The organism is Mycobacterium sp. IS-1742, from assembly GCF_001500125.1.
In the GTDB taxonomy this organism is placed as follows: Bacteria; Actinomycetota; Actinomycetes; order Mycobacteriales; family Mycobacteriaceae; genus Mycobacterium.
This window is the reverse complement of sequence record NZ_LQIV01000044.1, coordinates 95,055-120,792: the sequence shown is the minus strand read 5'-3', so window position 1 is coordinate 120,792 and position 25,738 is coordinate 95,055. Positions and strand designations below refer to the sequence as shown.

Below are 25,738 nucleotides of genomic sequence, written 5' to 3'. Positions count from 1 at the left end.
GAAGCTTTCGATCGGGAGTAGCGCTGGGGCAAAGCCTCGTAAAGGTCGATTAACTTGCGCACCTCTTTGCTGATCAGTGCCTTCTCCTCGAACGACGTGCCGATGTAAGTCGAAGGTCTCGCTGCTGAGGAAGTGTTTCAACAGTCGAGTTCGACGACCGCGGCGATGATGAGGTCGACGGCGGAGGGGACTGACATGTCCAGATCTTCGATGACCATGGGGATGGCATCGGAGGAGGAGTGTCCGCTGCGAATGAACTGGCAGACTTTGTGGCCTTCGGTCAGTATTTGGTCGCGGGTCAGAAACGTCATGGTGGGCTCGATGCGCTGCAGGTAGCTGTCCTGGTCCGCGCTGGCTGCCGGCGCGGTTGTGACTGCGATGCCGATACCGAGGGCCAGCGCGGCGATTTTGGTCATTGGTGTGCTTCCAGAGGGGTTGATGGGGTGGCGGGTTGTTGTCGTGAGGGGCGTTGTGGCCACCAGCTGGCTTCGCGTAGGAGGGTGGCGATGGCGGGCACGGTGAGGGTGCGCACGAGGAAGGTGTCGAGCAGGAGTCCGCAGCCGATGATGAGGCCGGCTTGAATCATGATGGCGACCGAGCCGACCATGAGGCCGAACATGCTGGCGGCGAAGATGAGGCCTGCTGAGGTGATGACGGCTCCGGTGTTGGCGACAGTGCGCAGAACACCGACGCGGATGTTGCGTCCGGATTCTTCGCGTAGTCGCGACACGAGCAGCATGTTGTAGTCGGCGCCGACGGCGACGAGGATGATGAACGCCAGTAGCGGTACGGGCCAAGCGATTTCGTAGCCGAGCCACCATTGGAAGACCAGCACGCCGATGCCGAGTGAGGCCAGGTAGTTGAGGATGACGGTGCCGAGCAGGTAGAGCGGTGCCAGCAGTGCGCGCAGCAGCAGGACCAGGATGAGGCCGACGATGATCGTGGTGGCGATGGCCAGCTGGGTGAAGTCGGCCCAGAGGAGTCGTTGGATGTCGGAGTTGATGGCGGGGAAGCCGGCGACTGAGACGGTGGCTTGTGCCAGTGAGGTGTTGGGACGTGCGGTGTTGGCGGTGTGGGTGATCTGGGCGGCGAGGTCCATAGCGTCGACGCTGTAGGGGTCGTGGTTGCTTTCGATCATGAACCGTGCGGTTTTGCCGTCGGGTGAGAGGAATTGTTGGGCGACGTCGGTGAATTGGCGGTTTTCGAAGGTGTTGGCGGGTAGGTAGAAGCCGCTGGAGGAGTCGGATTCAGCGGACGCGCGGGCGGAGTTTTGGAGTTGGGTGGCGATCTGGCTCATGCCGGAGAGCATTTCGATGTTGCTGTCGGCGAGGGTGCGTACACCGGTGGCGAGTGCTCGGGCGCCGGAGGCGAGTTGGCTGATGCCGTCTTGCAGGCGGCGCAGGTTGGCGGCGAGGTCGTCGGGGTTTCCGAGGGCGCCGAAGGCCTTGTCGAGGGTGGCGACGGCGTTTTGGATGTTGGTGAGGGTGCCGGTGACGGTGGCGTTGGTGGCGGGGTTGTAGCGGTCTCCGAGGTCGGCGATCTGGGTGAAGAATCCGCTGTTGCGCAGGGTGAGGAGGATCTGCACTTGGTCGCGGATTTGGGCGCATTGGGGTGTGGTGGCACACCAGGGTGAGGTGTTGAGGGCGCCCACGAGCGGGTCGAGGGTGGTGATCGCGTGTTGTGCTTGGTCGGCCAGTGGGCGTAGCCCTGGTCCGGATTGGATGGCCTGGTCGACTGCGGGTGCGGTGGCTGAGAGTTGTTGGAGCAGGGGGCGGAATTGGTTGACCTGGGTGCCGGCGGATTGGGCTTGGGTGAGGATGCCGGCGAGGGGGGTCAGTGCGGTGCGCACGGTGGTGTCGAGTTGGGCGAGTCCGTCGGCGAGTTGATCGGCGCCGTCGGTGAGTTTGGTCAGGTCGTCTTTGCGGGCGTTGCCTTGGGCGACTGCACCGGCCATTTTGTCGCCGATCTGGCCGTTCTGCCAGGCCAGTTCTGCTTGGTCGAGGCGCTCCCCGGTGGGGCGGGTGACGCCGGAGACTTTGGTGACACCGGGGATTTGGGAGACGCGGGAAGCCATTTCGTCGAGGTCGGCCAGCCCTTTGCCGGTGCGCATGTCGGTGGGGTTTTCCACGACCAGGAATTCGCTGATGACGACGTCTTTGCGGAAGTGGCGGTCGAGCAGTTGGTAGCCCTGGTTGCTGGCGGTGGTGGCTGGTTGGCCTTTGCGGTCGTCGTAGCTGATTTTGATGGTGGCTGCGACCGCCGATAGTGCGACCAGGATGACCAGGCTGATGACCAGCAGCGGGACGGGACGGCGGACCACCGCGACCGCGACGCTGTTCCAGTAGCGGCGGGTGCGATCGGGTTTGGGTTCGCCGATGCCGCGTTTGGCGGCCATCGCCAGCACCGGCGGCAACAGGGTGACGGTGGCCAGGAACCCGAAGAGCACCGCGATGGCGCACGCCGGGCCCAGGGCGGCGAAGACACTGAGTCGAGCGAAGACCATGGCCAGGAAGGCCAAGGCGACGGTCGCCGCAGATGCCAGGATGACACGCCCGATGCTGGCGGTGGCGTGGATGATGGCCGCTTCTGCAGGTACCTGCGCGCGGCGCTGTTCGTGGTAGCGGCTGATCAGGAACACGGTGTAGTCGGTGCCTGCGCCCAGCAGGATCGCGGTCATGAATGCCACGGTGAATTGGGACACGGGCATGCCCATCTCGCCGAGCGCGGAGAGCACCCCGCGTCCGACGGCCAGGCTCAGCCCGATCACCAGCAGCGGCAACAATGCGGTGAACACGGATCGGTACACGATCAGCAGAATCGCGGCGATGACGGCGGCGGTGGCGATGGAGATCAGCAGCAGGTCGTGTTCGGCGGAGGCGATCATGTCGCTGAACGTCGCCGGTGGTCCGGTCACTTGCACGGTCGTCGACGATCCGGCGAACACCTCGGCGGCGATGCTGCGAACAGTTTTGACTGACTCGGCGGCGGTGGGATCTCCCAGCGTGCCGGCCACCCCCACCGGCAAGTACCAGGCGTTTTCATCGGCGCTGAGGGCTTGGGCTTTGGTGACCGGATCTGCCAGCAGGTCTTGAACCTGCAGAACATGGTCCTTCTCGTCCTGCAACCGGGCCACGAGCTGGTCGTAGCGTTCCTGCGTCGCCGGGGTCAGACCGTTGGGGTCCTCCATCGCGACGAATAACAGGGTTTTCGAGCCTCGCTCGCCGAACGCGGCACTCATCCGCTCCACCGTTTGCAGCGATGGAGCATCACGCGGGATCAGGTCCACCGATTGCTGCCGCACCACGGTCTCCAACTGGGGAAACAGCAGCGCCAAGACGACCGCGGCGCCCAGCCAGGCACCCATCACCAGGGCTTTGTGCCGCAGCGTGAACCGGCCCAGCGCCGCCAGACGTGCACTGTATTCGCGGTTGTGCTGCGGGTCGCAGGAGTCGTACGCGGCCTGGCGCGGGGAATCGGTGTTCCTGCCGTCGGTCACCAGACCTCCACACGTAGCGATACTATTGGTAGCGCTACGCTACTACATGTAGCGAACGCATGGGCGGGGGTGGGTGGGTCGCCGCCCATGCGAACCGCCGGGCGCCTAGCGGTGGGTGGCGCTGTTGACGATGTTGGCGTCGTCGTCTTCGGGTACGTCGTGGCGGACCACGCGGACGCGGCCTCGGGGTAGGCATGCCATGTAGCCGTGACGTTTGCCGTACAGCTCCCACGCGGTCTGTTCAGCGTCGGGATCGACATCGATGCGATGTCCGCGCGAAAAGCTCAGGTGCAGCCCGCCATCATCGTCGGACCAGGCCTTCGTGCACACCGCGCCAGCAAAATTGAGCAGCGGTCGTTCACCGAGGGTGATCCGCAACGGATCGATGCGCACAGATTCCACGGGAAAGGTCTCTGTTGCGGGCAAGGTGAGCACTAGCGGACACGAGATGACGATTTCGTTGTAATCGTCGAGGTCGAGAACCAGTCCGTCTCGTACTGAGACGCGTTGCACGACACAATCTTCGATCCATTGGGTGTACATGGCAGCTCCTTCGACGCGCCGTTGAGTCGTACCCGTAAGAGTACGGTAAGTAGCGCTGCGATACTAGAAGTATCGTTTTGTGACCTCGGTGTTGTCTGCGCGGCTGAGAAGGCGTCTGGTGGCTCGGTCGATGCGGTCGCGGGTGTCGGCCGCCGAGGCGCGGTGGCCGCTGAAGGCCACGAGATTGGCCAGCCAAATGTCGGAGATGACCCCGGCGATGTGCAGGTCAGTGGGGGCGGGTTCACCGCCGCTGAGGGTGCGGGCCAGCAGTGTCTGGATGACTGCTGCTGCCCGGTCGAGTTCGGCGGCGGCGCGCGCATCGGCCACGGCGAAGGCCCTGGTCATGGCTTCGGTCAGCAGCGGGTCGCACTGCCAGCGGTGGTGCAGCTGGGCGGTGAGCCGTTCCAGCCGCTCCACGGGTGTGCTTGCACCGGCCCCCCAGTCGCCGGCCTCGTCGAGTCGATGAAACTCCCGCGTCAGTGCCGCCACCAAAACGTGGGTCTTCGCTGGGAAATAGCGGTATAGCGTGCCCACGGCGATACCGACGCGTTCGGCGATCACCCGCATCTGCACCGCGTCATAGCCCCCTGTCGCCGCGACGAGCAGAGCCGCATCCAAAATGGCTTCCCGCCGACGCGCAGAGGAACGCGCGCGCGACGACGCAGCGCTCCGTTTCTGGCCAGCACCTGAATTCGCTTCCCGCGGCGAGGTTGTGGCGCGCAGCCGGGCGTGGGAGCCTGTCACGCTGGTCCGCCGTGGAGGCCGCGCCGGCGCGACAGCTCCTCCACAAGGTCGGCGAATCCGCTGACGTCACCGTGCGCGGCGAAGTGCTCGGTGCCAACCACGACGAACACCGCCTTCGCGGTGAACCGAACGATCCCGCCCTCCCCGGTGCCGGTCGCCGAGACATGCAGCGCCCGCCCCTCCGAAGCGGTGATCCATGCGGTGATCCGATGGGGCTGATGCAGCGGCACCGGCCGCAAGTACTCCACCGTCAGACTGCGTGTCACCGCCGGGGTGGCCGCAATCCACAACGTGAAGCCCAGCACGTCATCACAGGCAGCAGCGACCGCCCCACCATGGGCCAACCCGGGAGCGCCGATGTGTCGCTCGTCGAACGTCACATCGGCAAACACCGACTCGCCGCTGCGGTAGACCTCCAACTGCAGGCCGTGGGCGTTGTCCGCGCCGCAGCCCATACACGTCGGGGTATGCGACGGAAGCCGTTCTGGCGACGCCGTGCGTTCTGACACTAAGACGCTCCCGGTACGATCGGTTTCGCTGCGATACTCTTAGTACCACAACTGCTAGACTGCCGGGCACGCCAGCACCGGAAATCGACGCCGAAGGTGACCCCGTGAGCGAGAGCAGTCAGCCATCCCCCCACGACGATGACGACATCGACCCCCGGCGAATCCGATCACGCAACCGGCTACTCGATGCAGCTGCCACACTGCTGAGCACCGGCGGCGTCGAGGCCGTCACCATCGACGCCGTCACCAAAGCATCCAAAGTGGCCCGCACCACCCTGTATCGCCACTTCCAAAGCTCCTCGCATCTGCTCGCCGCCACATTCGAACGGCTGCTGCCCCAAGTGAGCACCCCAGCCCCGACCAGCGGTTCCCTACGCGATCAACTCATTGAGCTACTCAGCCGCCAAGCCGCCCTGTTCAACGACGCCCCGCTGCACGTCACCACCCTCGCCTGGCTCTCACTGGGCCCCACCGGCGCCAGCACCGACACCGAAGACCGCCACAACACCTCCGGAGCGCTCAAGGCCCGAGTCGTCGACCAGTACCGCCAACCCTTCGACGCAATACTCACCAGCCCACAAGCCCAAGCAGAACTCGCCGACCTCGACCGCGAACTCGCCATCTGCCAACTCGTCGGACCCCTCGCCTTTGCGCGAATGACCGGCCTTCGCACCATCACCCACAACGACTGCACCACCCTCATCGACAACTTCCTCACCGCCCACCGCCGCACCGCCGCCCCTCTAGATCTAGACGTAACGAAAGTCGTCTGACAGACCCAAAAAGCACCTCCCCGCGGAAAGGTCGCTAACTACCGCGTCCAATCGCGAAGTCTGAAACAAGAACTGATCAATCACGAACTTCTAGAAACGAGACAGCGTAGGAGCGTTGGGGTGGCTCGGCACACGCCGAGGTTCAGGTGCTCTCTGAAGCTTTCACCCTTTTGCGGCTGTGGCACGCACTCGTGAGGTGTTGTCCCCGGCTCGGGCCGTGTTTAGGCATGAAAAAGCCTCGCGTGTCGACATCGAGATTCGACGACTGCGAGGCGAGAGCCAGCGTGGTGTTTGCGTGGAGCCGCTGACGGGGCCGTTCGGCGCGCAGGCGGTTACGGCGGCATCGGCAGGTTTCTCCCGGCGGAAAGGACGCTCATTCGAGGAGGGCTACCGGAGCCACTCGCGGAGCGCGGCCGCGGCGGCGCCCACGATCCCGGCGAACCCACCGAGGATGGCCACGATGCGTTGCGACGGCTCATCGCGCCGGCAGAACACCGCGTGGTAGACCATCACCAGCACAGGCAGAATCCAGACCAGATTCCACGCGCCTGAGACGACCATATTGACCTCCTTACGAGGTGTACCAACAGAAAGTGCCCGACCGGTGGCCGGGCACAAAAAAAGCCGGGAAGACCCGGCTTCGACGCGCAAAAAATCGCGCCCTCTCATGGGCTAACCCATGAAAAGATCAGTCCAGCACTACATTTGGATGGCTAGACAACTTCTGGAACTGGCTGTGTGCGCAGTTGTTTTGGGTGAACCCGGTTAGCAGGGCGAGGGAAGGAGGTTTCGCGGTAGCGACCGGATGTGGGCACAGTCGTGCTACTGCATCTGTGCGGCAATCTTACTTGTATCGAGGCCAGGCCGGGGTGAAGGACAGCCTGGGGAATGTGCTGGCGCTAACCGGATTTTGGGCGCACTAACGGCACCTCATTCACTGTACTCGCAGGTAGATGCGCCCGAATGCACGCAGGCACCCTGGGCGTGTCGCACCTCTGCGTGAGCGGACCAGTTCCAACGCCGGATGTCCAAATTTTCCTATCCTGGAGGCGTGACGAGCGAGTGCGGTGAGGCCGGGTCGAAGCTGCCTCCGTCCCCGACTTGCACGCGTCGTTTCGGTCAACTGCCCGACCTTGCAGTCCGAGATGACTTCGACGACCCACTCCCCGACACGGAGCTAGACACATGGGAGGAACGCGCCGAGGAGGGCTAAGCGGGCCCGCGGGGACGAGCCGCATTTAGATCAGGCGGGGATCGCCGTCTTCATCGAGCACGATGTGCCGATCGCCATGCTGGAGCGCGTCGAGTGCGAGATCGATCTCGTGGACGGCGAGATCGGTGATGCGGCTGGGTCCGAGGATGATGATCTGCTCAGCATGATCGGGGCCGCCGCCGGCCGCCAGGCCGACGTACTCCGAGTTCGGTGCGACGACGAACTGCAGATCCCAGCCAATGTGACGTCCGACCTCGTGTGCGCGACGATTGAGAGCTTGCACGTCGTCGTCGGTCAGCACGCGATACCCCTCCCCCGCCATCAGGAGTTGTCGGCGATTCTGCGGCGCAGCGTGTTCAGCTCGTCGAGCAGCTGCTCATAGCGCTGGATGGACATGACGACGGCGGCGGGCTTGCCGGCGGTGTCGGCCAGGACGACGTTGCCGCCGCTGGTGGTTACTTGATTGATCAGGTTGTGATGCAGTTCGCGGACCGGGATCAGCTCACTAGGGACGGCTTGCGCGCCACCGAGAGCTTCAACGGTGGTGCGGATCATCGGATTTGCCTTTCAGAAGTGCTCGGCCTGTGTCCCCTCGGCCCGTCTGTCGAGCCGAGGGGACACCACCGAATCTGGTTGATGCTCAACCGCGTTCGGTGACCGTGGTGTTGGGATGACGCGCCGCGGTGGAGCCCTTCACGAACTTGCCGGTGATGGCACTGCGGTGATGGGTTCCGCTGCTGCGGTTGGCGCCCCGTTCGGTGACCGTGGTCTTGGGGTTGCGCGCCGCGGTGGACGCCTTGACGTAGCGACCGGTGGTCGCGCTGCGGTGATGTCCCTTGGCCATTGTCTTGTCCTTTCGGTTTGTCCGGCCCGGTATTGAGCCGGATACCGGGCTATAAGTGCGCTCGTCGGCCCGACCCCTGAATTCCTCGGAATTGTCGTGCGCGTGGCCGCCCTCGGCGGCACGGCGGGCCAGTGCGTCGCCTTCGGCGGCGGTCACCGACCGGCGGGCTATCCGTCCGGTGCGGGTGCCCAACGAGCTGGCGTTGATCAGTGCGGTGAGGTGCTTGATGGTGGTCACGACGTCCTCTTTCGGAGTTGACGGAGTTGGTAGCCGATAAGGTTTTCCACGCTCTTGGCGTCGCGCAGCCCCAGCTTGTCGGCGATCTCCCGCTGGGTGAACCCGTGCTCCTGCATGAACAGCGCGCGGCGCGCCCGGTCGGTGCTCAGCAGCGCCATCGCTTCGGCCACCGTGTCGTTGGCGACGATGGTGGCCTCGATGCCCTTGATGACGTCGAACTGGTCTTCGGGGAGTTCGTCCATTGGCGTGGTGGCCTCCTCGATGCGCTCCTTCTCGGCCCGCAGTGCGCTGCGGTAGATGTTGGCGAACTGATAGAGGCACTGGCCGATGAAGAAGGTGCCCAGCGACGCCCCGCCCGAGGACTGCCAGCGGTGGGTCATCAGCACCTTGTCGCGGAAGTAGATCAGCGCAGCGACCACGGTGTCGGCGGCGATGTCCTCGACGACCTCATCGTTGGGCCAGCCCTCGATGCGGCCCAGACCGTAGCCGGTCAGGGCCTTGGCCTTGCCGTAGATCGTTCCGTAGCGGATCCAGGCGCGCAGCACGCCGAGACCGTAGCGGGCCAGCTCGCGGGAGAACCGGTCCCACGGTCGGCCGGTGAACTGATGCAGCTGCAAGGTCAGGAGCAGGTCCTCGTCGGCTTGTAGACGCTGGAGTCGTTCCAGTTCGTCAGCGAGTTCGGCGGCGAGATCAGGGTCGTCGAGCCAGGCCGCGACCAAGCCTTCGTCGATGGGCGGGTCGGCGTGCTCGATGTCGGCCTGGTTGTCCGGTTGTAAGCGCGCGGCATCAACGGGCGGGCCGGGGCGGCGTGCCGGTCGATCCATGGCTACATCTCCAGGAGGCGAGAAAGAGACAACCGATCCCTACGGTTGTCGCTTCCTCTTAAGTGCGCGCGTACCGCGGACCCCTGAATTCGGGAAGAAGTTTTTTCCAGGTTCGCGGTCCTCGGCCGTGCTGCCACCCATTGTCCCAGGTCGAGCCGACAAGACCCGGCATGAAAAGGGGGGCTGCCAACCCAAAACGCCGGTACGCGCCGCGGATTCTCTGGCGAGATCGCCCTGTCGTCGTCGGGAAGGTGAGGTTCAGGCGCGCGGGTAAATGCTGTTCAAAGCAAAGAGCCCGGGTCGGTCGCGAGGACCGAATACCGGGCTCTTCCTGGCTTCAACCGGGCACGCGCTACACGTCACACCGGCCTGTATGCACTCAATCGTACGTGGAGCCCTGATAGAACTCAACGGTGACGGCACCGGGCCCCTGGGTTGAACAATGGTTGAGCCCCCAGCGATTCCACACATACGTGCTCTTGGCCGGTGGTGACCGCACCCGCGCTCTCGACCTGCACGAATGGAACACCCAGCTCAACGCCGCACTGCTGCACGACTTCGCCCACCTCGAAGTTGGCCTCCGCAACTTCTACGACCGGGCACTCACGAACGCCGTCCAGCCAGGCGAAGCCCACTGGACCGACCCAGCTTCGTTCACCGCCCTGTTCCCGGCTGTACCAGGCAACGACGCCCGCACCCACGCCGACCTGGCCTCCGCACGCACCAAGGCCGGCCCGGCCGCCCCTCCCGGAAAGATCCTCGCCGAGCTGACCTTCGGATTCTGGGTCTTGTTGACCAGCTCGCGGCACACGACGCTCCTCTGGACCCCGCATCTGGAAGCCCTCTACCCGGCCGGTTCGCAGCGACACAAAATCCACTTTGGCCTCGATGACATGCGCAAGGCGCGCAACCGGGTAGCTCACCACGAGCCCGTCCGGGTACCCGACGTCAACAACCTGATCCGCCGAATGCGCCGCTACGCCGGTTACATTTCTCCCGATCTCCGGCGCTACATCCGACAGACCAGCACAGTCGACGCGCTGCTGAACTCACGTCCGTGACGTGACGGTGGGAGCCGAGAGGTCTACCGCGAGTCTGCGAGTTTCTGCACTCGCGCATCAACCGGACGACCGGTCTTCTTACTGGCGGTGACGTCCGCGCGGGCAGCGGCCTGACGGACAGCCAAGCTACGACCCGTCTTCGGATTCGGCGGGTGTTGCCACCGGACTGGTCTCGACAGCTTCCCCGTGCACGCCGATGAGTGGCGTTTTACTCATACTCAAGGAACGCGACGACTAGCGACAAGTGAGTCGGGGACAGAATGACCCCCAGAGAAGTGACATCCTCTTGGGCGTCGATAGGTGCTGCAGCTAGTTGCAAGGACCACTGCGCAGATGTGCTTGGAAGTGGTTCTCCATTGAGTCTGTCTGAATTTGTCGTGCGATCGTTGATGGAGCGCGTATGCGTGCATTTCTCGTTCGGATGCCATCTGGTGACCGCCACTGGACTGTGGTAGATGACCAATAGGAGGTGCACCCGGTTGCAAATCGGTTCCTGAGAGAGCTGCACCTACGCCCGGCCGACAATCCGCGACGGGCATCTCGGAAGCGCGGCTCGTCTGCCGCACCGGCGGCAGCAATCCCGACTGACTAAGCCGCCGGCCGCTGTCGTGGAGGTGGTCGTTTCATCTCCACCCCTGCTCGTCTTAGCAGACATTCAACTGCGTATCCACCGTCTATCTCAGCGGCTTCCAACACGTTCGCGACCAGCTCTGGGCGCCAAACAACAATCCGATACCAATCGGCGCGGCTGATTTCACCAAGCAGTTCTCCGTCAGTCTCTGCCGACGCCACCTCTTCGTCTGTCTGCGCCGCACTTGTCCCGCGCGCGTCCAGCAATGAGTTCCACAACTGTTCTCGAGTCGCGCTCGGCGTACTTCGACGACGAGACCAAACGATCTGCCGTCGACCTTTCGACGCTCGTTCCCACTCATGCCATACCGCCCACTCCCCTGGCGGCGTTACAGCCACCACTTCTCCTGTCTCCGTGTCGATTACCGCCCAATCGCCATCTAGCGCCTCTTTGACGGCCCACTGGCGCGGAGTGCGGACTCCGAATCCACGAGAGTCGACCGAAGCGGCCAGCTCCGAAAGTATCTCGAATGGAGTTCGATTGCGTTGCGTACGAGCAGCTTTCGACAGCTGACCGGCACCAATCTCCATGCCCATACTGGACGCCGCGCTGTATGTTGCTTTGGCCAAGTACCGGCCCACATAATCCGCTCCATCCTGCGCGACCTCACGAACGTCAACAGCAACCGATCCGGGCGCCAGATAGCCAGCTCTTTGCACCCCAGCGGACCAACGATCATGCACTCGTGAAGCAAAAGCGTTGCGACCAAGCCAATCTCGGTCGAAACTGTAATCGCACCAGTTCGATAGATCTGAACGCAGTGCCGATGCCAGGCCGGAAGCCGAGAAGACCAGCGCGTGAACATGGAGATGCCATCCGTGGCCACCGCGGTCTGGTGCTCCATACGTAGCTTCAACCACACGCGTGATGCCTGCAATGTCAAACAGCTCACTGTCCCCAACTCTCGCCGGGATCACCGCGAGCTTCCCACGACGTTCCACGGTCGTTTCACGCTGACCAGTCCATTTTCGGGTACCGAACGCGGACCTCCATCCAGCACTCAGCGCATCCCACAGTTCATCTAAGCGATCTTTCTTCGTGTGTCTCATAGTGAGTGTCAAGAGATAGACCTTGCCCCCTTGACGATGGCACTCACGAACCGCCGCGCCGATTTCATCGGCTCTGGTGTGCGCAATGACTACAGCACAGCGCGGGCACGACCAGACCGACCCGCAGGTCATCAGCCCCTGATAGCTCGCTACCGCTCCACCCGCTACCTCCCGCCTTCGAATGCCAACCATCTGGCCGTCGTCTGGATCCCGCACGCCATCGTTGTGCAGCATCCGCCCGCAACAGCGGACCGCTTTCAAAGAAGATGCTTGCCAGAGCATGGCGCGGGCACCCCAGCGATCACGTCGCCTCTCAGCCGAGTCACCCAGAGCATCGCCCGTTCGCGGTGTGAAGCAATAACTCTGAGTACTACCAAGGGCGCTCGCTGCGCTCGCGCCGCCGACGCTCTGGCCCTCCGCGCAAGCGCTCCGGGCCGCCGCGTCGCCGTGGCTATCGGGGTCGCGCAATGACGGACTCATCCGAGCCAACCTTTCTGGATGTCGTCGAACGATGTCTGGCCCAGTTGGCCGCCACCGCTGACCGCAGCTTGCCCATGCCCGCCACGTCGTTCTGCGTATCGCAGAGCCCTGCCGGCCGCGTACTGAAGCGCCTGGGCCAGGCCATTGGCCTCCTCTGCTGTCAGTCCGTAACGAGCGGCTGCAGCGAATCTGGGCGCCACTATGGTGACTTCAGATTTCCGTACGCCCACCGAGAACCCCGCGATGGTCATTTAGCGCCGCCCTGTTCATCGTCGGACAGGTCGCCCCCAGATCCGCCGAACAGTTTGGCCCACTCTGACCGACCGATTAACCGGAGCTGTCCGCTTCGCCACTTAATGGAAGTCTCGGATTCGGTGAGGTCCTCGCGGAGCGACGATGGCATCGACAGCCAGAGCAGGACGATGCCGACAACAGCCGCCTCAAGCCGGCTCAGTGCGAAGTCGCCGTCTGCCGCACTTGCGGGAACTTCGAAGTGAACGAGACCGCCCTCTGGCCAGATGGCCCATCCCGCCGGTAGGGCGTCAGCCGTGAGCCCCTCGTCGGCGGCATGAGCTTCAACCGCGGGTACCGCGTCGGACGAAGTGAACTCGGTCCCCGAAAACTGCTGTCCGCCATAGTTATTCCGCTGCGCAATCAGATATGCGACGTGGAGCTGATTCTTCACCATCCGGGCTTCGGCGGCACTGATGTTGAACCGCACGTCAGCCGTACCGAGAACGCGGAGTACGACCCGAGTGCCATCCACATCTACCGACCATCCGTCAGGCATCGGGCTCATCTGGCACCGTCCTTGCCATCGGAGTCCGACACACGCCGGGGTCGATTCCTTCTGACAGTGGGTGACTCCGCGGCACGCCGCAAGAGTTCACGCACCGCATCGCCACTGGCGACCTCGTACGCGGCGACTTCGAACCACTGGCGGGTGTCTTCGCAGGCGTTGACAACATCTGCCTGCCCGCGGGCCAGACCCCAGAGGTCAAACGCCCACCGCTCCATCGCTGACTGTTCTGTCTCGCCAAGCGCAGCGAGTTCGGCGTGATCCGCCAGGACCACCGCCACGCCGACCACTTCCCCGGTCGACCAGATTCCGCGATACGACTCCCAGCCGTTCGCACGGACCAGTGCGGCCCGAGCCAGTAATTCGGCCCGAAGCCGTGTGCGATCCCCATCCGTAGGCCCTGCAAGTAGATGGCTCAGCGGATCTTCGCCCGCCGCCTCCCCTGGCCCTCCGGGGACCTGACCCGCGGGCGTCATTTCACGCCGCCGACGGTCGAGAGATCGATGACGTAGTTCAGCACCCGCGGTACGCTTCGACTGCGCGCGCAAACGGTGGTTTCCATAGTTGCCTCCGTGGAGCCCCTTGGTTGCAGCCGAGGGGCTTCGCTCGTTTCTAAGCCCGGAAGTCAGCGCTGATGCGTGGTCGGTGCCTGGTCGGTGAATCCGCGACACGCCATGGTCTCCGTTGGCGCCGAATGGCGTCATACCGCCTGTTCAGAGCCACTTTCGAGACCTTGACTAGGTGAGCTTGCAGGCTCTCCTAAAGCCGGTGTCGCAGGTTCGAATCCTGCCGGGGGCACTTTGTGTCTGCGCCGAGACTGCGCACAGATCGCGTGTGCCGGCCGATCCGCGATCTGGCAGCAGTCTCGGCGGAAGTTGGGATTTGACGAAAGCGTAAGCAGGGCACGCTTGTTGGCCGTTCGGTAGCCGGGCTAAGGTGTTCGGGTGATCCGATCGAGAATGCTGAAGACCGTGGCACTGGCGACCGGCGCGATGGCCCTGCCCGTCGGTGTCGCCCTCGCCGCAGCCGCCCCCGCGTCGGCCGGACCGGACCTCTGCGTCAGCGGCCCTTACGGAGTCGCCTACGCCTGCGTCGACACCCCGGGATGGGTCGGGTGGTACGACGACGGGCCGCGCGGCCGGGGCAACGGCCACTGGAAGCACGGCCACCACAACCACTGATCAGCCGCGGGTGTCGATCACCTGCTGAGCGATCTCGGTGAGCTTCTTGTTGCTGTCCTGCGACAGCCGGCGCATCATCTCGAACGCCTGCACGTCGTCGACGTTGTAGCGCTCCATGATGATCCCCTTGGCCTGCCCGATCCGGTCACGGGTGGACAGCGCTGATCTGAGCTGCTCGCCTTCGCGGTGGGCGAGCAGCGCGGCCGCGGCGTGTGCGGCCAGCACCGTACCCGTGGTCTCCGACTCGGCGTCCCACACCCGGGGTTCCAGCCCGAACAGGTTGAGCGCCCCGGCGGTGCGGTCGGCGGTGTAGAGCTTGAACGACAGCCCGCTGAGCACCCCGATTTCGACACACGCCGGTGCGTACTGCGGCCACCGGGTTTCCTCGCGGAAGTCGTCGGTGCGCACCACGACGTCGTCGAGCGCGGCCTGCACGCACGGCCCCTCGTTGAACTTCATCTGCAGTTCGTCGAGCTGGCGCGGCAACTCGGTGACTTGCGCGAGCGACTCGAACGTCCCCCCACGACCGATGAGCAGGATGCCCGCGGCGTCCACGCCCGGGATGAGCTCCTTGGCCGCCGCCGTGACGCCGGACAGGATCTCGTCGAGGTCGCGGGGAGAGGCGAGCGTGCGCGCCAACTCCGCCATGCGCAGGGCGAGATCGTGCGTCTGCGGTTGGGTCATGGGTGCAGTCTTCCCGATGTCGGCGAAACGCACACCGAATACGTTTGTGATGTTGCTAGTGGGGAATGGTGCGCTGAGGCGGATGTGGCGGTCGACCACTACACCTGCCGAGGTCTCGTCGGTTCAGACCAGAAGCCGGCGAGGCCGCCCTTAAATTTCGTCGCACCCCTCGAACTCCCACCTGCGCCGCGCCGCGGGACCGTCCCCGGGCTACGTTTCACAGGGTTCCCCACCCACCGAGGCCCCCTCGAAAACCACTCCCCATCTGCGTCGATTGGCTGAAAAAAGGGCTAGCACTCTCATGGATCGAGTGCTAATCTAGCGATGCACAGTGATTTGGCTGCCCGCCAGGGTGGCGGGCTTTCAGATCGATGAGGAGGTGGATTGCTGTGCTTCGCTTTGATCCGTTCAGTGACCTAGACACCTGGACCCGGGGTTTGCTGAGCAGCCAGACCGGATCAACTCGCACCCCCCGGTTCATGCCGATGGACCTCTGCAAGATCGACGACCACTACGTGCTGACCGCCGACCTCCCCGGCGTCGACCCCGGCTCGGTCGACGTCAACGTCGACAACGGCACGCTCACCATCTCGGCACACCGCACCGCCCGATCCGAGGACGCCGCGCAATGGCTCGCCAACGAGCGGTTCTTCGGCAGCTACCGGCGGCAGTTGTCGCTCGGTGAGGGCGTCGACACAGGGGCGATCTCGGCGACCTACGAGAACGGCGTGCTGACCGTCACGATCCCGATGGCCGAGCGCGCCAAACCGCGCAAGATCGACGTCGCCCACGGTGGCGGCCAGAAGTCCATCCAACCCACGACCGTCGACGCCGAGTAGCGGCGGCACACGGCACAGGCCGCGGGCGCGAGCCCGCGGCCTCGTCGTGTTCAGCGTGGACGCCGGGACATCGCCGCGACGAGTGACCACACCGAGGACAGCAGGGCGGCAACGGCCACGCCGCCACCGACGTAGAGTCCGTAGCCGGGTTCCACCGGATCCTGGACGTTGATGCGGTAGTACCACGCGGTCATACCGACGATCAGCAGCGAAAGAGTCACGGCGGCAATCGAAGCCACGCGTTCGGACAGACCCCTCGCCGCCATCGCGCCTGCCACCACCAGGACCGACGCCAGCAGGACGATCAACTGACCGGCACCGAACCGGGGCGGAAGCACCAGGCTGCCGACGGTCCCGCCGATCGCGCTGGCCCGTCCACCGCCGTCGGCGGCGGTGGTCAACCACGGCAGCCACGCGCTGACGGCCAGCACCGCCGCACACAGCGCGACGAGCCACCCGGGACGCAGCATGCGATGAGACTAGCGTGCGTGTCCGTGCGTCGGCGTCGACCACCGGGCCGATCATCTCTAGGCTGAGATGACCTCGACTCAAGGCGGTGCATGCGATGAGCGACCTCCCGGCGTGGGCGCAGCGGCTCGACCTGTCGCCGCACCCCGAGGGCGGCTGGTACCGGGAGACCTGGCGCAGCGATCTCACCGTCACCCAGTCGGCCCTGCCCCCGGACTACACCGGTCCGCGCAGCGCGGGAACCGCGATCCTGTTCCTGCTCATGCCGGGTCAGCAGTCGGCGTGGCACGCCGTGCGCAGTGCCGAATTGTGGCTGTACCACCGCGGCAGCCCGCTGCTGCTGGAGATGGGGCCCGAACACGATTCGGCGACAACGCATCTGCTCGGCAGCGACGTCGACGCCGGAGAGAGCCCGCAACTGATCGTGCCCGCGCGGCATTGGCAGCGCGCCCGCCCCCGGGATGACGAGCCGAGCCTGGTCAGCTGTGTGGTGATCCCCGGATTCGACTTCGCCGACTTCGAGTTGGGCGCCGTCAGCGACTGAGCAGCCCGATCGCCGCCGCCACCAGCGCCGCGTTGTCGGGGGCCACGGAGCCGTCGGGCAGGCACAGCGTGTCCTCCAGACCGATCCGCGTCTGCAGGCCGCGCACCCCCGCGTGTTGCAGGACCGGCCAACAGCTTTCGTCGAGGCCGTGCAGCAGCACCGGTGCCGGCGACCCGGCGGACCGGACGATCTCGAGCAGCGTGTCGGCGGTGGCGGTGTCGCCGTCACCCGGTAATTCGATCATCACGCGCAGACAGTGCGGCGCCACCTCCGAGGCCGCCCACGACTCGGCCGCCTCGGCGTGGAAGATCCCGACCTCGATCCCCAGTCCCCTGCTCAGCAACAGCTCCGCGAGCTCCGGTGACCCCGGCTCGTGCCAGTTCAGCGAGGTGAAGTCCGGGAGCACCGACCAGTTCTGGACCGCACGAAGCCGGCGCCGCGCGTCGGGCAGCGCCCAGAAGCCCGTCGTCACCCCGAGCGGAAGGCCGGGGGCGGCGTGACGGACCGCGGCCACCGCCGCCCCGACGACGTCGGGCTCGAGCGAGTCGGCGCCGTCGCTGCCCTTGGGGTGCAGGTGCACCGATTTCGCCCCGGCCCCGTGGGCGGCGACGGCGGCCGCGGCCAGCTCCCCCGGCGTGACCGGGAGCGCGGGGTGTTCGTCGGGTGTGCGGGCGCCGTTGACGCACGCCTGGACGTAGGTCGGTGACTTCGAGGCCATGGCTCCATCTTCGCCTGTGGGGCCGCGCACCGCGACGGACGCATCCGCGTCACGGCTGGATCAGGTCGACGTAGCCACGGATGTGGGCGCACACCAACTCACCCGCCCGGGACCCGTGGCCGCGGCGCACCGCGGCCAGGATCGCCCGGTGCTCCGCACGCAGGGTCGTAGAGACCGCCGACCAGTCGTCCAGCGATGGCACACCGGCCAGCACGTAGCCGTGGATGGAATCCCGCAGCGCCGCCATCATCGCCGCCACGACGACGTTGCCGGCCAGCTCCGACATCGCGACGTGGAACGCGGCATCGAGGCGCAGGAACTCCTCGGGACTCAGCGCGGCGTCGTCCATCGCGTCGAGGGTCGCTTCGACGGCGGTCAGGTCGGGCCTCGGGCTGCGGTGCGCGGCTTCGCGCAAAGCCCAGCCCTCCAACAGGATCCGGGTCTCGACGAGGTCGGCGATCGGCAGGTGCCGGGTCGCGGTGTGCAGGCGCAGGGCGGAGCCGATCGAGCTGCCCGGATCGGCGACGACCGTGGCGCCCGCCTCGGGTCCGGAGCCCACCGCGGTGCGCACCACCCCCATGGCCTCGAGCACCCGGATGGCCTCCCGCACCGAGGACCGGCTGACCGACAGTTCGCCGGCCAGCGCCCGCTCCCCCGGCAGCCGGTCGCCGACCGCCAGCGCGCCGTCGGCGAGATCGCGTTCGATCCGCTCGAGGACGAGTTCATGGGCGCGCATGCGATGAGGATAACCATCCGCGCTGGTGTGGTCCGACCACAGTGACGTACCGTGGTCGGACCACAGCCCACCTTCCGGAGCCGTCATGCGTATCGCCCTGTTCGCGACCTGCCTGGCCGACGCCATGTTCCCGCAGGCCGCCGTCGCCACCGTGCGCCTACTCGAGCGGCTCGGCCACGACGTCGTGTTTCCGGAGAGACAGACCTGCTGCGGCCAGATGCACGTCAACACGGGCTATCTCGCGGAGGCGACGACCCTGGTGCGCCACCACGTCGAGGTGTTCGAACAGGCGGGGTGCGAGGCCGTTGTGGCGCCGTCGGGTTCCTGCGTCGGCTCGGTCCGCCACCAGCACGCGATGGTCGCCCGCCGGGCGGGCGACGAGCGGTTGGCCGTCCGCGCGGAAGCCGTCGCCGCCCGCACCTACGAGTTGTCCGAATTCCTGGTCGACGTGCTCGGCGTGTGCGACGTCGGCGCCTACTACCCGCACCGGGTGACCTACCACCCCACCTGTCACTCGCTGCGGATGCTGCGGGTGGGCGACAAACCACGGCAGTTGCTGCGCCACGTCAGGGGGCTCACGCTGGTCGACCTGCCCGACGCCGAATCCTGCTGCGGTTTCGGCGGGACCTTCGCGCTGAAGAACCCCGACACGTCGACGGCCATGCTGGCCGACAAGATGGCCCGCGTGATCGAGACGGGCGCCGAGATCTGCAGCGCGGGCGACTCGTCGTGCCTCATGCACATCGGTGGCGGCCTGAGCCGCCTCCGGTCCGGTGTCCGCACTGTCCACCTCGCCGAGATCCTCGCCTCCACCGACGACGCCACGGCCGGTGCGCGGTGAGCACGTTCCTCGGCACCCCCGGCATCGGCCACCTGCGCGGCGACGAGACTTTTCCGCGGGCCGCGCGGAAAGCCCTGCAGGACAGCCAGATGCGACGCAACGTCGGCTACGCCACCCGCACCATCCGGACCAAACGCCTGCACGCGGTGAGCGAGTGCGCCGACTGGGAGGAGTTGCGCGCGGCGGGCAGTGCTCTCAAACAGGATGTGCTGGCCCGCCTTCCCGAACTGCTCACCGAACTCGAGCGCAACGTCACCGCCCGCGGCGGGGTGGTCCACTGGGCGCGCGACGCGGACGAGGCCAACCGCATCGTCGGCGAGTTGACCCGGGCGGCCGGAGCCGACGAGGTGGTCAAGGTCAAGTCGATGGCCACCCAGGAGATCGGTCTCAACGAGTACCTGGAGTCCATCGGCATCGCCGCAGTCGAAACCGATCTGGCCGAACTGATCGTCCAACTCGGACACGACAAGCCCAGCCACATCCTGGTGCCGGCGATCCACCGCAACCGCGCGGAGATCCGCGAGATCTTCCGGCGCGAGATGCCGGGTGCGGCGGACCTGACCGACGAACCCCGGGTTCTCGCCATGGCCGCCAGGGAACATCTGCGCCGCAAGTTCCTGTCCGCCAAGGTCGCTGTCAGCGGGGCGAACTTCGCTGTGGCCGAGACGGGTACGCTCGCCGTGGTCGAATCCGAGGGCAACGGCCGGATGTGCCTGACCCTGCCGCAGACCCTGATCACCGTGATGGGTATCGAGAAGGTGGTGCCGCGGTTCGCCGACCTCGAGGTGTTCATGCAGCTGCTGCCGCGGTCGTCGACCGCCGAGCGAATGAACCCGTACACCTCGATGTGGACCGGCGTGCATCCCGGCGACGGGCCCCGGGAGTTCCACCTCGTGCTGCTCGACAACGGCCGCACCAACGTGCTCGCCGACGGGGTGGGCCGCGCTGCGCTGCACTGCATCCGGTGCAGCGCCTGCCTCAACGTGTGCCCGGTCTACGAGCGCACCGGTGGGCACGCCTATGGGTCGGTCTATCCGGGACCCATCGGGGCGATCCTGTCCCCGCAGCTGACCGGCACCACCGGACACGACGATCCCAACGCGTCACTGCCCTACGCCTCGTCGCTGTGCGGCGCGTGTTTCGACGCCTGCCCCGTACGCATCGACATCCCGTCGATCCTCGTGCATCTGCGGGCCAAACAGGTGGATCAGGAACGAGGGGGACGCGGCATACCCGGTGGGCAGGATCTGGCGATGACGGCAGCGGCGTGGGCGATGGCGTCACCGCGCCGGTTCGCGCTGGCCGAGAAGGCGCTGGCCGCCGGACGGTTGGTCGCCGACGCCGACCACCGGATCACGGCCCTGCCGTGGCCCGGGTCGAAGTGGACGGCCAGCCGTGACATGCCCGAACCTCCCGTCGAGACGTTCCGGCAGTGGTGGAGCCGCACCCATGGATGACACGAAAGCTGTTGTGCTCGAGCGTATCCGCAATGCTCTCGCCGGTGCGCCGCCGCGTGCCGTGCAGGTCCCCCGTGACTACGACCGCGCTCCCCTGCAGGGCCGCGGTGACGTGGCACGCTTCGCCGAGACGGTCGGCGAGTATCAGGCACGGGTGCACCACGTCGCGGATGCGGTGGCGGCCACCATCGGCACGCTGCTCCCGCCGGGTGCTCGCGTGGTCACGCCTGCGGACCTGCCCGGCGAGTGGGTCGACGGCCTCGACGTGGTGCGCGACGTCCCTCCGCTGTCGAACTCCGACCTCGACGGGGCCGCTGCCGTGGTGACCGGGTGCGCGGTGGGCATCGCCGCGACGGGGACCATCGTGCTCGACGCCGGCTTCGCGCAGGGCCGGCGGGCGTTGACGCTGATCCCCGACCACCACATCTGCGTGGTGTTCAGCAGGCAGATCGTCGACACCGTCCCGCAGGCGTTCGCGGCGCTGGACCCGTTGCGCCCGTTGACGTTCATCTCGGGACCGAGCGCCACCAGCGATATCGAACTCAACCGGGTGGAGGGTGTCCACGGCCCACGCTCACTGGACGTGGTGATCGTCGACGGTTAGGTCGAGTCGCGGACGACCAGTTCGGGCTGGAACACGATGTGCTCGGGGCGGTGTGCGCTGCCCGCGTCGGCCGCCGCCATCAGCAGATCGATCGCCGTCCTCCCGATCGCCATGGTGGGCTGGCGCACCGACGTCAGCGGCACCACGGCCGAACGCGCGAAGTCGATGTCGTCGTAACCGACCAGCGCGATGTCGTCGGGCACGCGGATGTCGCCGACCAGCGCCAGCGCCTGCAGCACGCCGATGGCCAGCAGGTCGTTGGCACAGAACACCGCATCGGGCCGGCGGCCGGGCGACCGTGACCGCAGCCGGTCCCCCGCCGCGCGACCCTCCAGCACGGTGAGCGCGGGCGTCTCGACGACCTCGAGCGCGGCGCCGGGAACATCGGCGACCGCCTCGCGCGCACCGCGCAGCCGGTCACGCACCTGTCGCAGCTCGGTCGGTCCGCTGACGAACGCGATCCGCCGACGGCCGATGGCGCACAAGTGATCCACGGCCAGCCGGGCACCCGCGACGTCGTCGACCGCCACCGAGTCGAACGGGGTGCCGCTGCCGTCACGGTCGACCAGGACGACCGGCGTCCCGCGCTGCTGGGAGGCCCGCAGCCGGTCGAGGTCATCGCCGATCGGCGACACCAGCAGCCCGAAGACCCGTTGTTCGTCGAAGGCGTCGAGATAGGCCCGCTCGCGGTGAATGTCGTCGTCGGACGTGCCGAGCAGCAGGGTGAGGTTGTGGTCGCCGGCCCGGTGTTCGGCGGCGCGGGCGATGTCGGTGAAGAACGGGTTGCCGACGTCGAGCACCACCAGCCCGACGCTGCGCGACCGGCCGGCCTTGAGCTGGCGGGCGGCGTCGTTGCGGACGAATCCCAACTCCTCGATGGCCGCGTGCACGCGCGCGACCGTGGCCGGAGCGACCTTGTCCGGTGAGTTCAGCACGTTGGACACCGTGCCGACGGAGACGGCCGCCGCAGCGGCCACCTCCCGCATGCTCACCACGGCACCATTGCACCAGACGGGATGTAGCGGATTGCCGGGAACCGGTCGGCGACCAGACCCCGCAGCGCGTCGAGCCCACCGTAGACGAGTCCGGTGGCGCGTGCGGTGAGCAGCACGTTGCCCAGCGCGGTGGCCTCGACGGGGCCGGCCAGCAGCGGTCTGCCGAGGCGGTCGGCGGTCAGCTGGCACAACAGCGTGTTGCGGCAGCCGCCGCCGACCATGTGCACCGTCGCGACGTCCACACCGGACAACCGCGCCGCCGTTGCGACCGCCGCGGCGAATGCGGCGGCGAGGCTCTCGACGATGGCGCGGACGGTCTCCGCCGGCCCGTCGGGGGCGGGCAGGCCGTTCTCGCGGTACCACGAGGCGATCCGCGCGGGCATGTCGCCCGGCGGCAGGAAGCGTGGGTCGTCGGTGTCGAACACGTCGACGGGTGGGGGCGCGGCGGCGGCCTGATCGAGCAGCGTCGCCAGGTCGGCCGGGGCGCCGTCGCGTTCGTACTGTCGCATCGTCTCCGACAGCAGCCAGGTGCCCATCACGTTGCGCAGGAACCGCACCCGGCCCTCCACGCCGATCTCGTTGGTGAAGTTGGCGGTGCGGCTCTCGTCGGTGACCACCGGCCCGGCCAGCTCGACGCCGACCAGACCCCAGGTGCCGCATGAGATGTAGGCCGACCGCTCGGGTCGCATGGGGATCGCGGCGACGGCGGAGGCGGTGTCGTGCGAACCGACGGCCACCACCTGCACGTCGCCGCTCAGGCCCAGCGAGGCGGCGACGTCGGGGTGCACCGGTCCGAGGACGCTTCCGGGTTCGACGATGTCGCGGAACAGGCTGGGAGGCAGACCGATTCGTCGCATGAGGTCGGTGTCCCACTCACCGTCGAGCCCGAGCAGGCCGGTGGTCGACACGTTGGTCCGCTCGGCGGCGGCCCGGCCGGTCAACCAGTAGTTGATCAGGTCGGGAACGAGCAGGACGGTGTCGGCCGGGCCGAGCAGTCCGTCGGCGCGCTCCACGGCCAACTGGTAGACGGTGTTGAACGGCAGGAACTGGATGCCGTTGCGACCGTAGAGCTCCTCGGCGTCCACGACGGCGTGCACGAGCTCGACACCGGTGGCCGTGCGGTCGTCGCGATAGTGGTGCGGGGTGCCGAGCAGCCCGCCCTCGCGCAGCAGCCCGTAGTCCACCGCCCACGAGTCGACGCCGATGCCGACCAGGTCGTCCGCCGCCCGGGCCGCGGCCGTCAAGCCCTGGCACACCTGGTCGTACAGCCCGGTGATGTTCCAGTGCAGCGCGTTGCGCCGGCCGTTCCACACCCGCACGGGGTCGTTGGGGAAGCGGGCGACCGCGGTCATGTCCAGATGGTCCGGGCCGACGTCGGCGAGCATGACCCGGCCGCTGGTGGCGCCGAGGTCGACGGCGGCGACCTGGCTCATCGCAAGAAGGCTGCGGCGACGCCCGCGTCGACCGGCACGTGCAGCCCGGTGGTGTGCGAGAAGTCCGAGGTGCACAGCGCGAACGCGGCGTTGGCGACGTTCTCCGGCAGCACCTCACGTTTGAGCAGGGTGCGCTGAGCGTAGTACTCGCCGAGCTCTTCCTCCGGAACTCCGTACACCGCAGCGCGTTTCGCACCCCAACCGCCGGCGAAGATGCCCGAGCCGCGCACCACCCCGTCGGGGTTGATGCCGTTGACCTTCACGCCGTGTTCGCCGAGTTCGGCGGCCAGCAACCGGACCTGGTGGGCCTGGTCCGCCTTGGTGGCGGAGTAGGCGATGTTGTTCGGCCCGGCGAACACCGAGTTCTTCGACGAGATGTAGATGATGTCGCCGCCGAGGCCCTGGTCGATCAGGGCCCTCGCCGCCGCCTTGGACACCAGGAACGAGCCGCGGGCCATCACGTCGTGCTGCAGATCCCAGTCCTCGGCGGTGGTCTCCAGCAACGACTTCGACAGCGAGAGCCCGGCGTTGTTGACCACGATGTCGATGCCGCCGAAGGCGAGCACGGTGGCGTCGACAGCGGCCTGCACCGCGGCCTCGTCGGTGACGTCGGCGGCGATACCCACCGCCACGTCGGCGCTGCCGATCTCTTCCGCTGCGGCCGTGGCCTTGGCGGCGTCCAGGTCGGCGATCACCACGCAGGCGCCCTCGGCGGCCAGTCGCGCGGCGACGGCCTTGCCGATCCCCGACGCCGCACCGGTCACCAGCGCGATGCGGGTCGCCAGCGGCTTCGGTGCGGGCATGCGCTGCAGCTTGGCCTCCTCCAACGCCCAGTACTCGATGCGGAACTTCTCCGCCTCGTCGATGGGCGTGTAGGTGGAGATCGCCTCGGCACCGCGCATCACCTTGATCGCGTTGAGGTAGAACTCCCCGGCCACCCGCGCGGTCTGCTTGTCCTTGCCGTAGCTGAACATCCCGACGCCGGGGATCAGCACGATGGCCGGGTCGGCGCCGCGCATCGCCGGGCTGTCGGGTCCGGCGTGCCGCTCGTAGTACGCGCGGTAGTCGGTGCGGTACGTCTCGTGCAGTTCGGCGAGCCGGGCCCTGCACTCATCGACCGGAGCGTCGGCGGGCAGGTCGAGCACCAGCGGTGCGACCTTGGTGCGCAGGAAGTGGTCCGGACAGCTGGTGCCGAGCGCCGCCAGCCGCGGATGCTCACTGCAGCTGAGGAATTCGAGCACCCGCGGGTCGTCGGTGAAATGTCCCACCTGGGGCTTGTCGGTGGAGGCCAGCCCGCGGAGATACGGAGCGAGAGCAGCGGCCTTGGCCCGGCGCTGATCGTCGGGCAACGCGCCGTGGCCGGTCAGCGGCGCACCGAACGGATAGCGGCGGCCGTGCTCGGCGATGTAGCGCTCGGCGGTGTGGATGATCTCGAGCGAGTGCGCCTCGGCCTCGGCCGAGGTGTCGCCCCACGCGGTGATGCCGTGGCCGCCGAGGATGGTGCCGATGGCCTGCGGGTTGGCGCGCCTGATCTCGGCGATGTCCAGACCGAGTTGGAAGCCCGGGCGGCGCCAGGGCACCCACACCACCCGGTCACCGAAGATCTGCTTGGTCAGCGCCTCGCCGTCCGCGGCGGTGGCGATCGCGATGCCTGAATCGGGGTGGAGGTGGTCGACGTGCGCGGCCTCGACCAGCCCGTGCATGGCGGTGTCGATCGACGGCGCCGCGCCACCGCGGCCGTGCAGGCAGTAGTCGAACGCGGCGACCATCTCGTCCTCGCGGTCCACGCCCGGGTAGACGTCGACGAGTGCGCGCATCCGGTCGAGCCGCAACACGGCCAGGCCCTTCTCGGTCAGCGTTCCGAGGTCGCCGCCGGACCCCTTGACCCACAACAGCTCAACGGGTTGGCCGGTCACCGGGTCGGTCTCGGACCCCTTGGCCGAGGTGTTCCCGCCGGCGTAGTTGGTGTTCTTCGGGTCCGCGCCCAACCGGTTGGAGCGTTCGATCAACTCGGTGACAGTGCTGTTCGTCATGC

28 protein-coding genes are annotated in these 25,738 nt (G+C 66.9%); 8 read left to right on the top strand and 20 right to left on the bottom strand.

The window, feature by feature from the left end; all coding sequences use genetic code 11:
- Positions 1-137 precede the first annotated feature (137 nt).
- The 5 genes from AU196_RS23590 to AU196_RS23570 form a co-directional block, all read right to left on the bottom strand.
- Positions 138-416, bottom strand: a complete 279-nt coding sequence (locus tag AU196_RS23590; RefSeq protein ID WP_059097501.1) for a DUF732 domain-containing protein — start codon at positions 414-416, stop codon at positions 138-140.
- A complete protein-coding gene (locus AU196_RS23585) occupies positions 413-3,496 on the bottom strand; it encodes an MMPL/RND family transporter (protein WP_059097500.1) in 3,084 nt (1,027 codons plus the stop codon). The genes AU196_RS23590 and AU196_RS23585 overlap by 4 nt, the downstream gene beginning before the upstream one ends.
- Positions 3,497-3,601: 105 nt before the next feature.
- Positions 3,602-4,039: a DUF6188 family protein gene (locus tag AU196_RS23580; RefSeq protein WP_059097499.1), complete on the bottom strand. Its 438-nt coding sequence runs from the start codon at positions 4,037-4,039 to the stop codon at positions 3,602-3,604.
- A gap of 63 nt (positions 4,040-4,102) precedes the next feature.
- Positions 4,103-4,783 (bottom strand): TetR family transcriptional regulator, encoded by a 681-nt coding sequence (locus AU196_RS23575; RefSeq protein WP_059097498.1) that lies wholly within the window; start codon positions 4,781-4,783, stop codon positions 4,103-4,105.
- Positions 4,780-5,238: a PaaI family thioesterase gene (locus AU196_RS23570; protein ID WP_059097497.1), complete on the bottom strand. Its 459-nt coding sequence runs from the start codon at positions 5,236-5,238 to the stop codon at positions 4,780-4,782. The genes AU196_RS23575 and AU196_RS23570 overlap by 4 nt, the downstream gene beginning before the upstream one ends.
- Positions 5,239-5,396: 158 nt before the next feature.
- Here AU196_RS23570 and AU196_RS23565 point away from each other — a divergent pair, with 158 nt between their 5' ends.
- The gene (locus AU196_RS23565; RefSeq protein ID WP_059097496.1) at positions 5,397-6,065 is read left to right on the top strand and encodes a TetR/AcrR family transcriptional regulator; all 669 of its coding nucleotides are present in this window, start codon (positions 5,397-5,399) and stop codon (positions 6,063-6,065) included.
- A 387-nt stretch (positions 6,066-6,452) separates the two neighbouring features.
- Here AU196_RS23565 and AU196_RS25925 read toward each other — a convergent pair whose 3' ends face one another.
- From AU196_RS25925 to AU196_RS23545, 5 genes are all read right to left on the bottom strand, one after another.
- A complete protein-coding gene (locus tag AU196_RS25925; RefSeq protein ID WP_165606831.1) occupies positions 6,453-6,626 on the bottom strand; it encodes a hypothetical protein in 174 nt (57 codons plus the stop codon).
- A 677-nt stretch (positions 6,627-7,303) separates the two neighbouring features.
- Complete coding sequence (locus AU196_RS23560; protein ID WP_231737692.1) at positions 7,304-7,579, bottom strand: hypothetical protein; 276 nt, start codon at positions 7,577-7,579, stop codon at positions 7,304-7,306.
- 20 nt (positions 7,580-7,599) lie between these two features.
- The gene (locus AU196_RS23555) at positions 7,600-7,833 is read right to left on the bottom strand and encodes a hypothetical protein (RefSeq protein WP_059097494.1); all 234 of its coding nucleotides are present in this window, start codon (positions 7,831-7,833) and stop codon (positions 7,600-7,602) included.
- 85 nt (positions 7,834-7,918) lie between these two features.
- Positions 7,919-8,359, bottom strand: coding sequence for a hypothetical protein (locus AU196_RS25700; protein ID WP_157546618.1), 441 nt, complete (start codon positions 8,357-8,359; stop codon positions 7,919-7,921).
- Positions 8,356-9,183: an RNA polymerase sigma factor gene (locus AU196_RS23545; protein ID WP_059097493.1), complete on the bottom strand. Its 828-nt coding sequence runs from the start codon at positions 9,181-9,183 to the stop codon at positions 8,356-8,358. The genes AU196_RS25700 and AU196_RS23545 overlap by 4 nt, the downstream gene beginning before the upstream one ends.
- Before the next feature lie 413 nt (positions 9,184-9,596).
- On the opposite strand from AU196_RS23545, the gene AU196_RS23540 reads away from it, so the two are divergent.
- A complete protein-coding gene (locus tag AU196_RS23540; protein ID WP_059097492.1) occupies positions 9,597-10,244 on the top strand; it encodes an Abi family protein in 648 nt (215 codons plus the stop codon).
- Positions 10,245-10,832: 588 nt separating this feature from the next.
- Here AU196_RS23540 and AU196_RS25345 read toward each other — a convergent pair.
- The 3 genes from AU196_RS25345 to AU196_RS26205 form a co-directional block, all read right to left on the bottom strand.
- Positions 10,833-12,206: a hypothetical protein gene (locus tag AU196_RS25345; RefSeq protein WP_231737691.1), complete on the bottom strand. Its 1,374-nt coding sequence runs from the start codon at positions 12,204-12,206 to the stop codon at positions 10,833-10,835.
- Between the two features lie 445 nt (positions 12,207-12,651).
- Positions 12,652-13,125, bottom strand: coding sequence for a helix-turn-helix domain-containing protein (locus AU196_RS23535; RefSeq protein ID WP_157546616.1), 474 nt, complete (start codon positions 13,123-13,125; stop codon positions 12,652-12,654).
- Positions 13,126-13,199: 74 nt separating this feature from the next.
- Complete coding sequence (locus AU196_RS26205; RefSeq protein WP_231737690.1) at positions 13,200-13,484, bottom strand: hypothetical protein; 285 nt, start codon at positions 13,482-13,484, stop codon at positions 13,200-13,202.
- 663 nt (positions 13,485-14,147) lie between these two features.
- Here AU196_RS26205 and AU196_RS23525 point away from each other — a divergent pair.
- The gene (locus AU196_RS23525; RefSeq protein ID WP_059097489.1) at positions 14,148-14,384 is read left to right on the top strand and encodes a hypothetical protein; all 237 of its coding nucleotides are present in this window, start codon (positions 14,148-14,150) and stop codon (positions 14,382-14,384) included.
- Here the strand turns inward: AU196_RS23525 and AU196_RS23520 are convergent, their stop codons facing one another.
- Positions 14,385-15,068, bottom strand: coding sequence for a GAF and ANTAR domain-containing protein (locus tag AU196_RS23520; protein WP_059097595.1), 684 nt, complete (start codon positions 15,066-15,068; stop codon positions 14,385-14,387).
- Between the two features lie 389 nt (positions 15,069-15,457).
- Between AU196_RS23520 and AU196_RS23515 the strand changes: the two genes are divergently transcribed.
- Positions 15,458-15,907 carry an Hsp20/alpha crystallin family protein gene (locus tag AU196_RS23515; RefSeq protein ID WP_059097488.1) on the top strand — a complete coding sequence of 150 codons (450 nt, stop codon included), beginning with the start codon at positions 15,458-15,460 and terminating at the stop codon, positions 15,905-15,907.
- Between the two features lie 50 nt (positions 15,908-15,957).
- Here the strand turns inward: AU196_RS23515 and AU196_RS23510 are convergent, their stop codons facing one another.
- Positions 15,958-16,377 (bottom strand): hypothetical protein, encoded by a 420-nt coding sequence (locus AU196_RS23510; protein ID WP_059097487.1) that lies wholly within the window; start codon positions 16,375-16,377, stop codon positions 15,958-15,960.
- A gap of 95 nt (positions 16,378-16,472) precedes the next feature.
- Between AU196_RS23510 and AU196_RS23505 the strand changes: the two genes are divergently transcribed.
- Positions 16,473-16,919, top strand: coding sequence for a cupin domain-containing protein (locus AU196_RS23505; RefSeq protein WP_059097486.1), 447 nt, complete (start codon positions 16,473-16,475; stop codon positions 16,917-16,919).
- Here AU196_RS23505 and AU196_RS23500 read toward each other — a convergent pair.
- A complete protein-coding gene (locus AU196_RS23500) occupies positions 16,909-17,637 on the bottom strand; it encodes a 3-keto-5-aminohexanoate cleavage protein (RefSeq protein WP_059097485.1) in 729 nt (242 codons plus the stop codon). The genes AU196_RS23505 and AU196_RS23500 overlap by 11 nt on opposite strands.
- A gap of 49 nt (positions 17,638-17,686) precedes the next feature.
- Positions 17,687-18,373 carry a FadR/GntR family transcriptional regulator gene (locus tag AU196_RS23495; RefSeq protein WP_059097484.1) on the bottom strand — a complete coding sequence of 229 codons (687 nt, stop codon included), beginning with the start codon at positions 18,371-18,373 and terminating at the stop codon, positions 17,687-17,689.
- Positions 18,374-18,458: 85 nt separating this feature from the next.
- Here AU196_RS23495 and AU196_RS23490 point away from each other — a divergent pair, with 85 nt between their 5' ends.
- Genes AU196_RS23490 through AU196_RS23480 form a run of 3 tightly spaced genes read left to right on the top strand, consistent with a single transcriptional unit; the run spans position 18,459 to position 21,275 of the window.
- Complete coding sequence (locus AU196_RS23490) at positions 18,459-19,214, top strand: (Fe-S)-binding protein (RefSeq protein ID WP_059097483.1); 756 nt, start codon at positions 18,459-18,461, stop codon at positions 19,212-19,214.
- Positions 19,211-20,671 carry a LutB/LldF family L-lactate oxidation iron-sulfur protein gene (locus AU196_RS23485; RefSeq protein ID WP_059097482.1) on the top strand — a complete coding sequence of 487 codons (1,461 nt, stop codon included), beginning with the start codon at positions 19,211-19,213 and terminating at the stop codon, positions 20,669-20,671. The genes AU196_RS23490 and AU196_RS23485 overlap by 4 nt, the downstream gene beginning before the upstream one ends.
- Positions 20,664-21,275, top strand: a complete 612-nt coding sequence (locus AU196_RS23480) for a LutC/YkgG family protein (protein ID WP_059097481.1) — start codon at positions 20,664-20,666, stop codon at positions 21,273-21,275. The genes AU196_RS23485 and AU196_RS23480 overlap by 8 nt, the downstream gene beginning before the upstream one ends.
- On the opposite strand, the gene AU196_RS23475 is transcribed toward AU196_RS23480, so the two are convergent.
- From AU196_RS23475 to AU196_RS23465, 3 genes are read right to left on the bottom strand one after another with little or no spacing between them, the layout of a single operon-like run.
- The gene (locus tag AU196_RS23475; RefSeq protein ID WP_059097480.1) at positions 21,272-22,261 is read right to left on the bottom strand and encodes a LacI family DNA-binding transcriptional regulator; all 990 of its coding nucleotides are present in this window, start codon (positions 22,259-22,261) and stop codon (positions 21,272-21,274) included. The two genes, AU196_RS23480 and AU196_RS23475, sit on opposite strands and share 4 nt — an antisense overlap.
- Before the next feature lie 2 nt (positions 22,262-22,263).
- The gene (locus AU196_RS23470; protein WP_059097479.1) at positions 22,264-23,703 is read right to left on the bottom strand and encodes a rhamnulokinase; all 1,440 of its coding nucleotides are present in this window, start codon (positions 23,701-23,703) and stop codon (positions 22,264-22,266) included.
- Positions 23,700-25,736 carry a bifunctional rhamnulose-1-phosphate aldolase/short-chain dehydrogenase gene (locus AU196_RS23465; protein ID WP_059097478.1) on the bottom strand — a complete coding sequence of 679 codons (2,037 nt, stop codon included), beginning with the start codon at positions 25,734-25,736 and terminating at the stop codon, positions 23,700-23,702. The genes AU196_RS23470 and AU196_RS23465 overlap by 4 nt, the downstream gene beginning before the upstream one ends.
- Between the last annotated feature and the right edge of the window lie 2 nt (positions 25,737-25,738).